The sequence below is a fragment of the Pannonibacter phragmitetus DSM 14782 genome (assembly GCF_000382365.1).
Taxonomy (GTDB): domain Bacteria; phylum Pseudomonadota; class Alphaproteobacteria; order Rhizobiales; family Stappiaceae; genus Pannonibacter; species Pannonibacter phragmitetus.
In genome coordinates this window covers 486,455-498,842 of record NZ_KB908215.1, presented here as the reverse complement: position 1 = coordinate 498,842, position 12,388 = coordinate 486,455, and the positions used below count along the sequence as shown (strand labels likewise).

Sequence of the window (12,388 nt, the reverse complement as noted above, 5' to 3'; positions counted from 1 at the left end):
CTGGAGGTCACATGGAAAACCCGCAACCCCGCCGCTCCTTTGAACTGGTTTTCAGCTTCTTCATGTTCGGCGCCAGTCTGTTCCTGTTCTACACCGCTTACGGGATTTCCGGCTTTGAGGCCTTGTCCGCACCGGGCGGCGTGCCGATGATGACGACCGGTCTGATGACCGTGACCTCCGGCATGGTGCTGATCCAGACCCTGCGCAAGCCCGCGGAAGGTAACCAGTGGGCCCTGCGGGAGATCCTGCCGCTGCCGGTGGTGCTGATGACCGTGCTGATCACGGCCTATGCCTTCCTGCTGAAGCCGCTTGGCTTCATCCCCACGTCCTTCCTGTTTCTGGTCATCGGCATCCGCATCCTGACCCGCCGCAACTGGGGCTGGACGGTGATGGTCTCGGCCTTCAGCATTCTTCTGATCTGGGTGATCTTCCGGCTGATCTTCTCGGTGCTGATGCCCGCCGGCATCGTGCCGGAGGCGGAAATCCTCGCCTTCTTCCGCAAGCTCATGGCGTAAGGCAGAGACCCTGATGGATATTCTCAACGCTCTTCTCGTGCCGCTGCTGGACATCAAGCTGCTCGCCCTCATCGCGGCAGGCACCATGGCCGGCATCTATATCGGCGCCATTCCCGGCCTGTCGGTGACGATGGCCGTCTCCATTCTCATCTCTTTCACCTTCTCCTGGGATGTGCTGCCCGCCCTGTCGCTGATGATCGGCATCTTCATGGGCGGGGTGTATGGCGGCTCGCGCACGGCGATCCTGCTCAACATCCCCGGCGCGCCTTCGGCCATCGCCACGGCGCTGGACGGCTATCCCATGGCCCAGCGGGGCGAAGCGGGTGAGGCCATTGGCGTCACCACCGTCATGTCCTTCTTCGGCGGCCTGATCGGCATTCTGGTGCTCGCCCTGGCAGCGCCTGCCGTATCCGATTTCGCCATCCGCTTTCAGCCGCGCGACTTCATGCTGCTGGCCATTCTCGGCCTGCTGCTGGTTGGCTCGCTGTCGGGGGAAAGCCTGGTGAAGGGCGTCTTCGCAGGCTCTCTGGGCCTGATGATCGGCTCTGTCGGCCTCGACCCGCTGACCATGGACCAGCGCTTCACGTTTGGCTCCCCGTCGCTGATGGGGGGCATCTCCTTCATTGCCGTGATGATCGGCATGTTCGGCGTGTCCGAAGCCCTGATGCAATTGCACACGATCAAGTCCGAAGCGGTGAAGCAGAAGATCAGCCGCATCGTTCCGCGCTTCAGCACCATCCGCAAGCATCTGCCGCTGTCGCTGCAGACCTCGGCCATCGGTGTCGTTGTCGGTGCGCTGCCCGGCACGGGCGGGGATATTGCCGCGCTGATGGCCTATGACCATGCCAAGCGCGTGACGAAGGATCCGGAAGTACCCTTCGGCAAGGGCGCCATCGAGGGGCTTGTCGCCCCCGAGACGGCGAACAACGCCGCTGTCGGCGGGGCCTTCATCCCGATGATGACGCTCGGCATCCCCGGGGATGCGGTGACGGCCATCATGATCGGCGCGCTGTTCATCCACGGCCTCAACCCCGGGCCGCTGCTGATGGTGCAGCAGCCGCACATGTTCTGGTTCATCGTCAGCGCGCTGATGATCGCCAACTGCTTCATGCTGCTCTTCGGCCTCACCGGCATCCGCCTCTTCGTCAAGGTGGTGGAACTGCCGCGCGGGCTGCTGATCCCGCTGATCCTGCTGCTGTCCATCGTCGGCGCCTATGCGGTGAACAACCGGCTGGGGGATGTCTACTGGATGCTGGGCTTCGGCGTGCTCGGCTATTTCATGCGCCTTTACGGCTATTCCCTTGGGCCCGTCATTCTCGGCGTGATCCTGTCGCGCCTTCTGGATGACAACTGGCGCCGGGCCATCATCTCGGAGCAGGAAAGCCTGCCCATGCTGTTCAAGGGCATTCTCACCAGCCCGCTTTCGGCCACGCTGATGGCCGGTGTGGTGCTGATCCTTCTGTCCAAGACGCCGCTCTGGCGCCGCATTTTCCGCAAGCGAGCCTGACACGCCATGTCCGCATCCTCTCCCGCTGCCGTGCCGCAGACCGGCACCATCCGCCTCGGCCTCATCGGCGACAACATCGCCGCCTCATCCTCTCCCCGCCTGCATGTGCTGGCGGGGCTGCAGAACGGGCGCACGGTGACCTATGACCGGCTGGTGCCACGGGAGATGGGCATGGAATTCGACCCTCTCTTTGCCCATGTGGCGGCAGATGGCTACCGGGGCGTCAACGTCACCTATCCCTACAAGGAGCGGGCGGCGGCCAAGGTTCAGGTCGATGATCCGCTGGTGCGGGCCATCGGGGCGGTCAATACGGTGATCTTCGAGGACGGCAAGGCGCGCGGCTTCAACACCGACTATTCCGGCTTCATCGCCGCCTACCGGGCCTTGCGCGGCGATGCGGCGCCCGGTCCCGTTCTGATGATCGGGGCAGGGGGTGTCGGCAAGGCGGTGGCCTTCGGCCTCATCGCCCTTGGCCTTTCGGAGATCCGCATTGCGGACCGGGATGTGGCCAAGGCCGATGCGCTGGCCGAAGCGCTGAAAGCCGTGCGGCCGGACCTCGTCACCCGCACCGGACCGGAGGCAGCAGAGCTTGCCGCGGGCGCCAGCGGCCTCATCAACTGCACGCCCGTCGGCATGGTCGGCTACGGCGGCACGCCGCTGGAGCGGGCATTCATGACGGGCGCTGCCTGGGTGTTCGATGCGGTCTACACGCCGGTCGATACGCCTTTCCTCAAAGATGCGGAAGCCGAAGGCCTGACCATCATCTCGGGCTATGAGCTATTCTTCGGGCAGGGCGTCGATGCCTGGGCCATCTTCACAGGACTGCCGCTCGATCATGGCCGCCTGCGCCAGGATCTTCTCAAGCCGGAGTGAACCGATGCTGAATTCGATCGCCACCGTTTCCATCTCGGGCAATCTGCCGGTCAAGCTGGAGGCCATCGCCAAGGCAGGCTTCCAGGGGATCGAGATCTTCGAGCAGGATTTCATCGCCTCGGACCTGAGCCCCGCCGATGTGGGCCGCATGGTGCGCGATCACGGGCTGACCATCACCCTGTTTCAGCCCTTCCGCGACTTCGAGGGCCTGCCGGAACCCTACCGCGCCCGCGCCTTTGCCCGTGCGGCGCGCAAGTTCGACCTGATGAACCAGCTGGGCACCGACCTGATGCTGGTCTGTTCCTCCGTGCATCCGGCGGCCATGGGCGGTATCGACCGGATGGCGCAGGACTTCCACGAACTGGGCGAGCTTGCAGCCCGTTTCGGCGTGCGCGCCGGATTCGAGGCGCTGGCCTGGGGGCGGCACGTCAACGACCACCGCGATGCCTGGGAAGTGGTGCGCCGTGCGGACCATCCGCGCATCGGTCTGATCCTCGACAGTTTCCACACGCTCGGGCGTGGCATTTCGCCGGATTCGATCCGCGCCATTCCCGGCGACCGCATCTTCTTCGTGCAGCTGGCCGATGCTCCGGCCATTCCCATGGACCTGCTCTACTGGTCGCGCCACTTCCGCAACATGCCGGGCGAGGGGGATCTGGATGTGACCGGCTTCATGCGGGCGGTGCTCTCCACCGGTTATTCCGGGCCGCTGTCGCTTGAGATCTTCAACGACCAGTTCCGCGCCGGCCTGCCGCGCCTTGTGGCGCTGGACGGCCACCGCAGCCTCATCGACCTGCAGGACCGGGTGCGCCGGGCCGAACCGGCGCTGACCGTCGACCTGCCGCATTTCCCCGCGCCTGCCCCCGTGGAAGGTGTCGAGTTCCTCGAAATTGCCACCTCGGAAGCGGAAGAACCGGCCATCGCCGCCTTCCTGACGGCGGCAGGCTTTGCGCCCGTGGCGCGACACGTCTCCAAGCCGGTGACGCGCTGGAGCCAGGGGGCGGTGAACATCCTCGTCAACACGGCCGTCACCGGCTTTGCCCACACCGCCTATGTCACCCACGGCACCACCGTGTCCGAAATCGCGCTGAAGGTGCCCGATGCCGCCGCTGCCGCCGGGCGGGCGCAGGCGCTGCTGATCCCGGCCCATCAGAGCCATATCTCCGAAGGGGAGCTTGCCATTCCTGCGGTGCGCGGTCATGGCGGAAGCCTGCTGCGCTTTGTCGATGGCGGGGAGATGCTGGGCCGCCTGTGGGATGTGGACTTCCGCCCGCTGCCCGATTCCGGCAAGGCTGGTGCCGGCAAGGCGGATGCCTCCGCAGGCGCCGGGCTGACGCGCATCGACCACATCGCCCAGACCATGGCGCATGACGAGATGCTCAGCTGGTCGCTGTTCTACCACGCCCTGTTCGATGCCCGCCGCGCGCCCATGGTGGATGTGGCCGATCCGGACGGGCTGGTGAAGTCGCAGGCGGTGGAAACCGGCGCGCTGCGCGTCACGCTCAACGGTTCGGAAGCCCGCCACACGCTGGCCGGGCGCTTCGTGAAGGAAAGCTTCGGCTCCTCCGTCCAGCATATCGCCTTTGCCACGGATGACATCTTTGCCACCGCAGCCGCGCTCAGTGCCCGTGGCTTCCCCATCCTGCAGATCGGCGCCAACTACTATGCTGACGTCGAAGCCCGCTTCGGCCTCAATCCGGCATTGGTGGCGCGCATGAAGGCGGCTAACGTGCTCTACGACGAGGATGCAGGCGGCAGCTTCTTCCAGCTTTATTCTCAGACCCGTCCGGAAGGGCTGTTCTTCGAATTCGTCCAGCGCGGCGGCAACTACGCCGGCTACGGCGCCCCCAACGCCCCCTTCCGCATCTCCGCCCAGAAACGGGCGTTGAGGCCAGCGGGTATGCCGCAGGCGGAGTGAGGGTTATGGCTGCTGATCTTGGCGCAGGGCCCTTATGATTTTGTGCCTTGGCTCCATGCTCTCATGCAGCACGCGCAGGATGATGACGCCGCTGCCTCCGTCCGGCAGGAGGCCCTTGATGTAGTAAAGGCAGTGTGCGGCGCCGCCGCGCCTGCCTGCTGCAAGCTCCAAATGAAAAAGCCGGACACCCGCCGCGATCTGTGATCTGTCAAGAGATCCGCCGCGCTCAGGATTTTTTGTGACCAATTCTATGCCACGATCTATAATCCCTGCGTAGACAGAGAGCTGCCTGACGCCGAATGCTTTGATCGTTTCCCTCAGTATGTTGCGAATGTCGCGCTCGGCTGCTGCAGTGAGGGAATGCGTCATTCGCCTTCGAGTTCCTGCCGGATCTCCTGCGCAATCTCCGCCGCAGTCTTCGACGTGGTGCGGCCTGCGCGCATGTCGTCGAGGCCAACGGAAATTTCCCGGCTGAGAAGGGCGAGGCGCTCCTGTTCGGCGGCCTTTTCATGCTGGAGCAAGCGCAGGGCATCGCGGATGACTTCGCTGGAGGTGGCATACTCACCTTGTGCGACTTCATCTTCCACGAAATCCAGCATATCGGCTGGCAAGCTTACGTTCATCGTTGCCATACGGCTTTTCTCCGGTTTCGCGGCTACTATAGCGCGACCAGCAAGTTTTGCCAAAGCTCTGCGATTTAACGGTGAAAAATGGTGCTGCCAGAGAGGATTGAAGACCCGTCCTGTGGTTCTGGTGCATTGAAATGTAATGGGTTTCCGGGGTCGTGTCGATTGCCTTGTGCATGAGTGCCGTGCCGAAGGGGCTGGGGGTCCGGCCTAAAAAATGGGGCGGATATTCGCGCGCCCATATCTCATGATGAATGCGCACCAGTTTCCCCCACGCGCCCGCCATGCAAAGGCACCCACGATCAGGCCGTGGGGGATCAGCTTTGTTTCCCCTGCAAAGCCATGCTGCCGCTGGGGCTGGGCCACCGTTCGGGGCACAAGTCCGGCCAAAAGCCTAGGCTTTCCGCTACCTGATACAGAACATGCAATTCAGGGCAGGGCACGGACAGGCGCCAAGCCGGGCGATAGGTCAGCCGTGCCTTGCTGCCCTTGAAATGGGTCAGCATTACTTACGCATATGCGCACATGCACGCAGTCTGTTTTGTGCCGAATGCCCGTAGATTGATTTTAAGGCCCGTGGAGAGGGTTTTCTGTTTTTCGCTATGCTGGGTCAAATTGTGCGACGAAGCGCTTCTGAGGGCTGTTTCTGTGGATTTTCGCGGGCGGACAGTCTAACGACACCCCTATCCATACGGTAAGCCCAAACACACAGTTATATGGTAGGTAGAGCTATAGGGCTCTGGTTAGGATGGAGCATAGGGTCATAGAGAGCCTATGCCATGGCCTAACGTTCTCCTATGGTCCAGCCTATCGCTGTATGTATGCATGGCCTAATGCAGATACAAGAGCGGGACAGGCTCAATCCATCGGAAGGCTCTTGGCGGGCGAAGGCGGGGGCTCGTCCACCCGGAACGTCTCACATGCCGATATGAGAGCGAGAAATCGCTGAAACCGTAGCTATATCAGATGCTTGTGGAGAATGTTTGCATTTAGGAATGTATTGCCGCTGTCCGGCTATTCCGGTACATTTTGGCTGCTGTAGGTCCTGCATTGTGCGGGCCCCAAGTCATCGAAAGGACCGCCTTCATGCTCATTCGTACCGCCGCTTTTGAACTGGAAATCACGCGCAGTAGCATCTATGCCGAGACGCGCGCCTTCGCCTTCTGGTGGGAATTTGCCGCCCGTCCCATCCTGAGCCGCAAGACCGCGCAGGAGGGCTGACGCTACGCCCAGCGCAAGGCAGGGCTTGAGGAAGACCCCGGCCCTGTTGGCACAAGGCAGAGCGTCCGGACATGGGGTCTTCCCCCAGCGCCCAGCGCGGAAAGCTGGCGGCTAGTCCACGGTGAGCCGGGGAACCTTCAGCAACTCCCGGTGAAGCGTTTCAAGGCTCACATGGCCGTATGCCTCCCCTGCCGTTCGGGGTCTGTGGCCTTGAAGCGCATCAAGATAGCCCGCCTCAATTCCTGCCGTCCGCCCTACAGTCTTGAACCGGTGCCGCCACGCATGGTTCGGCGCAACGTCCGGCATCTGGTCACCAAGCTCCTGAACCAGCCAGCGCCGCAGAGCGTTGCCAGCCCATTGGGCCGGTGGGGTGCCGCTGTCCGCCCGCTTGGGGTCATAGAACAGGGGGCCTTCAGGACAGGCCGCAACGAATGACAGGAACCCCAGTTCAACAAGGTGCGGATGAATGGGCACGTCCCGGTATTCGCCTGTCTTCACGCTCCCGGCTTCAGGTGTGATCCGCAGGAAGGGGATGCCCTCCTGTTCCAGAATGTCTTGCTTGCGTAGCTGGGTGATTTCAGCCACCCGCGCGCCCGTGTAGCACAGGACCCAAGGCACCCAACGCCGTGCCCGCAAGCTGTAGACAGAGCGCCGTTCTCTTGTCCCGCTGCCTGTGGGCTGGTCCGCAGCGTTCGCCAGCTTCAGAATGAGCCGGGCCTCCGCATCGGTATAGCCCTTTGGGCGTGTCTGGGGTCTGGGCGCAACGGGCATCCGCGCATCTGCGGCGGGGTTGTCTGGAATGCGCTCCCGCTCATAGCCCGCCCTGAAGACGGCCTTGATGCACGTCAGATGCTTGCCGTTCACGGTTTTCGTTGTGAGGCCGACCCCGTGAACCAGATGGTCCAGGTACTCCCGAATGATGCCGCGCGAAACCTGCCGGGGGTCATTATGCCCAAGCCACCGCTTGAACTTGTCGATCACTGCCCGATAGTCGCGGGCTGTCTTTGCGTTCCTGCCGTTCGCCAGATGGTCGCGCTTCCATAGGTCAAACAGATCATCCAGCGTTGTGCCGGGCGTTGCGGGCTGCTGTGAGAGCGATACGGCAGGGAAGCGGGACAGATTGCGGTCTGTTGTAAAATCGCCCCGCTGCATTTGATCAACGCGGCGGGCCAGCATGGGGAATGTCCTCTGCTGCAATTCGTCAACGATTGCCTTCTGATTGCCCGTGCTTGCTGCTAGGCCGTGCTCCCGCAGGGTGGCGGCTGCAAGACTGTCCAGCCATTGCCGGTCATTGGCACGGGCGCAAACCCCTTCAAAGAACATCTCCAGTTCGTGCGGGCTCGCTGCTTGCTCTGCTTCGGCGGCAAGGCCCCTGTAGATTTCTCCCGCCAGGGCGGCAATCTGGGCGTAGGGCAGTGCCTCAGGTCCGGCCTGTAGGCTGGCGCGCAGGGTCGTATATTCCCGCTCCACTTCATTGAGCTTTGCAAGGAACCGCTCCCGTGCGGCCTTGGGGTCTTTCGTGCCAAGGGAACAGGATTGCACCTTCTTGCCGACAAGGTGAACTAGGTCCGCAGGAACCCGCACGCGGAACATATAGACCCCGTACTTGTTCTTGCTTGGGTTGGCCATTCGTAGCACCATGTGTGCGACCCTTGTGCATGGGTCGGGTCACTTCAACGGCTTGCTAACACTCAACTATTTGGAAGACAATAGGAAATGATGGTGCTGCCAGAGAGGATTGAACTCTCGACCTCTCCCTTACCAAGGGAGTGCTCTACCACTGAGCTACGGCAGCATCTCCGGGCGGACCCGATGGCCTTTTGTCCGGTGAGCCGGAAGGCCGTTCGTGACCGGCGCGCTGTGGCGCCGCGAACGGGTCGGCTTGTGCCATAGAAGGCTGGACATGGCAAGCGCTTATCGTGCTGATTTTTCTGCGTGCCTGTGGACAGTTTGCCGGGAAGGGAAGGGGGATGCCTTCCGGTGGCGGAAAGCATAAGCTATTCCTTGGAAAATTCGAAACAGCAGGGATGGCGATGACCAGGCAGAACAAGCCGGACGGGCCTAAGCCCGGCTCCCGCGAGGCGCGCCTTGCCGAGGCGCTGCGGCAGAATCTGAAGCGGCGCAAGGCGGCCGACCGTCAGCGCCGCGAGACGGCGGCAGGGCCGCTTGAGGCAGACGACGGTGCTGCTGCGCCCGCCGGGCCGGGCGGGGATGCGGATGCGGTGCCGCAGGCGTGACGGCATAAGATGAGGGTGTGCGGGAGTGGCGGGAAGCTGCGGGCCCCGCATGCTGCAGCAAGGCAGAGGTAATGCAGGCAGGGCAGCGTACTGCGCTGCCTTGCCTCAGCCTTTATCCCGGTGTAGAGCCGGGCCAGTTTTCTATTTGCCGGCAGGCCTGAAACCTGCCCAATCAGGTGATTCCATGGACAGCATCAAGATCATCGGCGGCGCGCAGCTCAATGGCGTCATCCCGATTTCCGGCGCCAAGAATGCGGCCCTGCCGCTGATGATCGCCTCGCTCCTGACAGACGAGACGCTGACGCTGGAAAATGTGCCGCGCCTGCGCGATGTGGCGCAGCTGACGCATATCCTGTCGAACCATGGCGTCGACTATTCGGTCGATGGCAAGCGCACCGGCGTGGACGAGTTGCGCGGCCAGACGCTGCATCTGACGGCGCGCGCCATTGTGGATACGACCGCGCCCTACGAGCTGGTGTCGAAGATGCGCGCCAGCTTCTGGGTCATCGGCCCGCTGGTGGCGCGCATGGGCGTGGCCCGCGTGTCGCTGCCGGGCGGCTGTGCCATCGGCACCCGGCCGGTTGACTTCTTCATCGATGGCCTGAAGCAGCTGGGCGCGGAGATCGAGATCGAAGCGGGCTATGTGGTGGTCAATGCACGCAAGGGGCTGGCCGGCGCGCATATCACCTTCCCGCGCGTATCCGTGGGTGCCACCCACACGCTGATGATGGCGGCGACGCTGGCCAAGGGCGAGACCATTCTGGAAAACGCCGCCCGCGAGCCGGAAGTCGAAGACCTTGCCAATTGCCTGAAGGGCATGGGCGCGAAGATTGAAGGCGCGGGCACTTCCACCATCCGCATCGAGGGCGTGCCGCGCCTCAAGGGCCACCGCCATGCGGTGATCGCCGACCGCATCGAGACCGGCACCTATGCCATGGCCGTGGCGATGACCGGCGGCGATGTCGTGCTGCAGGGTGCAAGGGCCGATCTTCTGGACGAGGCGCTGAACGTGCTGCGCCAGACCGGGGCTGACATTACGCAGGTGGAAGACGGCCTGCGCATCTACCGCAATGGCAACGGCATTGCGCCGGTCGACATCACCACCGAGCCGTTCCCCGGCTTCCCGACCGATCTTCAGGCCCAGTTCATGGCGCTGATGACACGGGCTGGCGGCCAGAGCCGCATCACTGAGACCATCTTCGAGAACCGCTTCATGCATGTGCAGGAGTTGGCCCGCCTTGGTGCCCGCATCCGTATCGACGGCAAGACGGCCATCGTGGACGGCGTGGACAGCCTGCGCGGCGCCCCGGTGATGGCAACGGACCTGCGCGCTTCCGTGTCGCTGGTGATTGCCGGTCTGGTGGCCGAAGGCGAGACGAACGTGAGCCGCGTCTATCACCTTGACCGTGGCTTCGAGCGGCTGGAAGAAAAGCTTGGCCGCTGCGGCGCCATGATCGAGCGTATCTCGGCGTAATTGCTGCGTGCGGCAGGCGTGGTGCACGGCCTGCCGCATTGTCAAACGGTCACGGACGCGCTAGGCAACGGATTGGAATGGCGGGAGTTCTCCCGCCCTGTGCCACAAGCTTCCGGAGACAGAGCCGCCCATGGACCTGCTGAAACTTGCCGCCCTCGATGAGGAAGATCTGGCCGTGGTTTCCGCCCATGTGCAGGACGCGGTGCTGAGCGTTGGCGACATCCGCTACCTGCCGAAGGAGCGCAAGGTGGTTGTGGCCATGAACCGCTTCGTCTGGGACAAGGCGGAAGACCAGCGCTCGCGCACCCATGAAAGGCGCCGTTCGGCGCTGGCTTTTGCCCGGGTGACGGCAATGCGCGCCGCCCATATCCGGCAGGAGGCAAAGGGCGCCATCCTGTCGCTGCTGGCCATCCGCTTCGAGCAGGGCGCGGAAGCCCCTTCCGGCACGGTGCGGCTGGAATTTGCCGGCGGCGGCACGCTGGCACTGGATGTGGAATGCATCGAGGCGCAGCTGACCGATCTTGGCGCTGCCTGGGCCACGCCCAATAAACCGCACCATCAACTCGACTGAGATTTTCCGGCTGGCAGTCACAGATTTGCCAGCGATAAGCGGCGCGGAACCTTGCAAGGTGAGCCGGCGCCGCGAAAAGGCCTTGCAAGGAGACAGACGTGGCAATCCGGCTTTCCACCGCAGATGCAGATTTCGAGACCCGCTTCAAGGACCTGCTGTCCGGCAAGCGCGAGGTGTCCGAGGATGTCGATCAGGTCGTCCGCACCATTCTGGACGATGTGCGCACACGCGGCGATGCAGCCGTGGTGGACTATACCAACCGCTTCGACCGCGTGAGTGTTGGTTCCATCGCCGAACTTCGGGTCACCGCCGAAGAGATCGAGGCTGCGGCCGCTTTCGCTGATCCGGCGACGCTTGATGCGCTGAAACTGGCGCGGGACCGCATCCACTCGCACCACGCCCGCCAGATGCCGAAGGATGACCGCTATACGGATGCGCTCGGCGTCGAGCTTGGCTCGCGCTGGACGGCGGTGGAGGCTGTTGGCCTTTATGTGCCCGGTGGCCTTGCCAGCTATCCCAGCTCCGTTCTCATGAATGCCGTGCCCGCGCTCGTCGCCGGGGTGGAGCGCATTGCCATGGTGGTGCCCGCGCCGGACGGGGTGCTGAACCCGCTGGTGCTGGCGGCAGCCAAGGTAGCCGGGATCACGGAAATCTACCGTATTGGCGGTGCGCAGGCTGTGGCGGCGCTTGCCTATGGCACGGAAAGCATTGCGCCGGTGAGCAAGATCGTCGGACCCGGCAACGCCTTTGTGGCCGCTGCCAAGCGCCGGGTCTTCGGCACGGTGGGCATCGACATGATCGCCGGGCCTTCCGAAGTGCTGGTGGTGGCCGATGCGGACAACAATCCGGACTGGCTGGCAGCAGACCTGCTGGCGCAGGCCGAGCATGATCCGGTGGCCCAGTCGATCCTGATCACCGATGATGCGGCACTGGCCGCAGCCGTGGAAGCGGCGGTGGAGCGCCAGCTGAAGACGCTGCCGCGTGCGGAGGTGGCCTCGGCCAGCTGGCGCGATTTCGGTGCCGTCATCATGGTGAAGGATCTGGAGGAAGCCATTCCGCTGATCAACCGGCTGGCGCCGGAGCATCTGGAGCTGGCGGTGGAAGATCCCGAAGCGCTGCTGGCGCGTGTGCGCAATGCGGGCGCCGTGTTCCTGGGCCGCCACACGCCGGAAGCCATCGGCGATTATGTCGGCGGTTCCAACCATGTTCTGCCGACCGCCCGTTCGGCGCGTTTCTCGTCCGGCCTGTCTGTGCTTGACTTTGTGAAGCGGACGTCGATCCTTAAGTGTGATGCGCAGAGCCTTCGGGCTCTCGGGCCTGCGGCAATTGCCCTGGGCGAGGCGGAAGGCCTCAGCGCACATGCAAGGTCCGTTTCCATCCGCCTCAATCTCGGCGCGGAATAAGGGAGCGGCCGGGGGGGAGGAACGCATATTGAGGGCTCTGACG

Annotated in this window: 12 protein-coding genes and 1 tRNA gene; 9 read left to right on the top strand and 4 right to left on the bottom strand. The window is 63.6% G+C overall.

All coding sequences use genetic code 11. The features are described from left to right. The first annotated feature begins 11 nt into the window (after positions 1-11). From H163_RS0102305 to H163_RS0102290, 4 genes are read left to right on the top strand one after another with little or no spacing between them, the layout of a single operon-like run. Positions 12-515 carry a tripartite tricarboxylate transporter TctB family protein gene (locus tag H163_RS0102305; RefSeq protein ID WP_019962927.1) on the top strand — a complete coding sequence of 168 codons (504 nt, stop codon included), beginning with the start codon at positions 12-14 and terminating at the stop codon, positions 513-515. A gap of 13 nt (positions 516-528) precedes the next feature. Further along, complete coding sequence (locus tag H163_RS0102300; RefSeq protein WP_019962926.1) at positions 529-2,022, top strand: tripartite tricarboxylate transporter permease; 1,494 nt, start codon at positions 529-531, stop codon at positions 2,020-2,022. 6 nt (positions 2,023-2,028) lie between these two features. After that, positions 2,029-2,895, top strand: coding sequence for a shikimate dehydrogenase family protein (locus tag H163_RS0102295; protein WP_019962925.1), 867 nt, complete (start codon positions 2,029-2,031; stop codon positions 2,893-2,895). Between the two features lie 4 nt (positions 2,896-2,899). Next, complete coding sequence (locus H163_RS0102290; protein ID WP_026355363.1) at positions 2,900-4,813, top strand: bifunctional sugar phosphate isomerase/epimerase/4-hydroxyphenylpyruvate dioxygenase family protein; 1,914 nt, start codon at positions 2,900-2,902, stop codon at positions 4,811-4,813. A gap of 3 nt (positions 4,814-4,816) precedes the next feature. Here H163_RS0102290 and H163_RS0102285 read toward each other — a convergent pair whose 3' ends face one another. Together H163_RS0102285 and H163_RS0102280 are read right to left on the bottom strand one after the other, a co-directional pair. After that, entirely contained in the window at positions 4,817-5,182 is a 366-nt protein-coding gene (locus H163_RS0102285) for a type II toxin-antitoxin system RelE/ParE family toxin (RefSeq protein ID WP_019962923.1), read from the bottom strand. Beyond that, on the bottom strand, positions 5,179-5,445 hold the full coding sequence (locus H163_RS0102280; RefSeq protein ID WP_026355362.1) for a type II toxin-antitoxin system ParD family antitoxin: 267 nt from the start codon (positions 5,443-5,445) through the stop codon (positions 5,179-5,181). Before H163_RS0102280 ends, H163_RS0102285 begins: the two co-directional genes overlap by 4 nt. A gap of 1,080 nt (positions 5,446-6,525) precedes the next feature. Between H163_RS0102280 and H163_RS24880 the strand changes: the two genes are divergently transcribed. Next, entirely contained in the window at positions 6,526-6,660 is a 135-nt protein-coding gene (locus H163_RS24880; RefSeq protein WP_019962921.1) for a hypothetical protein, read from the top strand. Positions 6,661-6,771: 111 nt separating this feature from the next. Here H163_RS24880 and H163_RS22025 read toward each other — a convergent pair whose 3' ends face one another. Together H163_RS22025 and H163_RS0102265 are read right to left on the bottom strand one after the other, a co-directional pair. Beyond that, positions 6,772-8,289 carry a DUF6538 domain-containing protein gene (locus H163_RS22025; protein ID WP_160118250.1) on the bottom strand — a complete coding sequence of 506 codons (1,518 nt, stop codon included), beginning with the start codon at positions 8,287-8,289 and terminating at the stop codon, positions 6,772-6,774. Between the two features lie 91 nt (positions 8,290-8,380). Beyond that, a tRNA-Thr gene (locus H163_RS0102265) sits at positions 8,381-8,455 on the bottom strand. A gap of 238 nt (positions 8,456-8,693) precedes the next feature. On the opposite strand from H163_RS0102265, the gene H163_RS0102260 reads away from it, so the two are divergent. The 4 genes from H163_RS0102260 (at position 8,694) to hisD (ending at position 12,345) form a co-directional block, all read left to right on the top strand. Next, positions 8,694-8,897 carry a hypothetical protein gene (locus H163_RS0102260; RefSeq protein WP_026355361.1) on the top strand — a complete coding sequence of 68 codons (204 nt, stop codon included), beginning with the start codon at positions 8,694-8,696 and terminating at the stop codon, positions 8,895-8,897. 184 nt (positions 8,898-9,081) lie between these two features. Continuing rightward, the gene (murA, locus tag H163_RS0102255; RefSeq protein ID WP_019962918.1) at positions 9,082-10,371 is read left to right on the top strand and encodes a UDP-N-acetylglucosamine 1-carboxyvinyltransferase; all 1,290 of its coding nucleotides are present in this window, start codon (positions 9,082-9,084) and stop codon (positions 10,369-10,371) included. A 130-nt stretch (positions 10,372-10,501) separates the two neighbouring features. Further along, positions 10,502-10,942 (top strand): DUF2948 family protein, encoded by a 441-nt coding sequence (locus H163_RS0102250; RefSeq protein ID WP_019962917.1) that lies wholly within the window; start codon positions 10,502-10,504, stop codon positions 10,940-10,942. Positions 10,943-11,040: 98 nt separating this feature from the next. After that, the gene (hisD, locus tag H163_RS0102245) at positions 11,041-12,345 is read left to right on the top strand and encodes a histidinol dehydrogenase (protein ID WP_019962916.1); all 1,305 of its coding nucleotides are present in this window, start codon (positions 11,041-11,043) and stop codon (positions 12,343-12,345) included. Positions 12,346-12,388: the final 43 nt, after the last annotated feature.

What these genes read in the sequence shown, in the direction of transcription:
- H163_RS0102250 (WP_019962917.1), top strand. Translation starts at nt 10,502, where the DNA reads ATGGACCTGCTGAAACTTGCCGCCCTCGATGAGGAAGATCTGGCCGTG.
- H163_RS0102305 (WP_019962927.1), top strand. Translation starts at nt 12, where the DNA reads ATGGAAAACCCGCAACCCCGCCGCTCCTTTGAACTGGTTTTCAGCTTC.
- H163_RS24880 (WP_019962921.1), top strand. Translation starts at nt 6,526, where the DNA reads ATGCTCATTCGTACCGCCGCTTTTGAACTGGAAATCACGCGCAGTAGC.
- H163_RS0102300 (WP_019962926.1), top strand. Translation starts at nt 529, where the DNA reads ATGGATATTCTCAACGCTCTTCTCGTGCCGCTGCTGGACATCAAGCTG.
- H163_RS0102280 (WP_026355362.1), bottom strand. Translation starts at nt 5,445, where the DNA reads ATGGCAACGATGAACGTAAGCTTGCCAGCCGATATGCTGGATTTCGTG.
- H163_RS0102285 (WP_019962923.1), bottom strand. Translation starts at nt 5,182, where the DNA reads ATGACGCATTCCCTCACTGCAGCAGCCGAGCGCGACATTCGCAACATA.
- H163_RS0102260 (WP_026355361.1), top strand. Translation starts at nt 8,694, where the DNA reads ATGACCAGGCAGAACAAGCCGGACGGGCCTAAGCCCGGCTCCCGCGAG.
- H163_RS0102290 (WP_026355363.1), top strand. Translation starts at nt 2,900, where the DNA reads ATGCTGAATTCGATCGCCACCGTTTCCATCTCGGGCAATCTGCCGGTC.
- murA (WP_019962918.1), top strand. Translation starts at nt 9,082, where the DNA reads ATGGACAGCATCAAGATCATCGGCGGCGCGCAGCTCAATGGCGTCATC.
- H163_RS22025 (WP_160118250.1), bottom strand. Translation starts at nt 8,289, where the DNA reads ATGGCCAACCCAAGCAAGAACAAGTACGGGGTCTATATGTTCCGCGTG.
- H163_RS0102295 (WP_019962925.1), top strand. Translation starts at nt 2,029, where the DNA reads ATGTCCGCATCCTCTCCCGCTGCCGTGCCGCAGACCGGCACCATCCGC.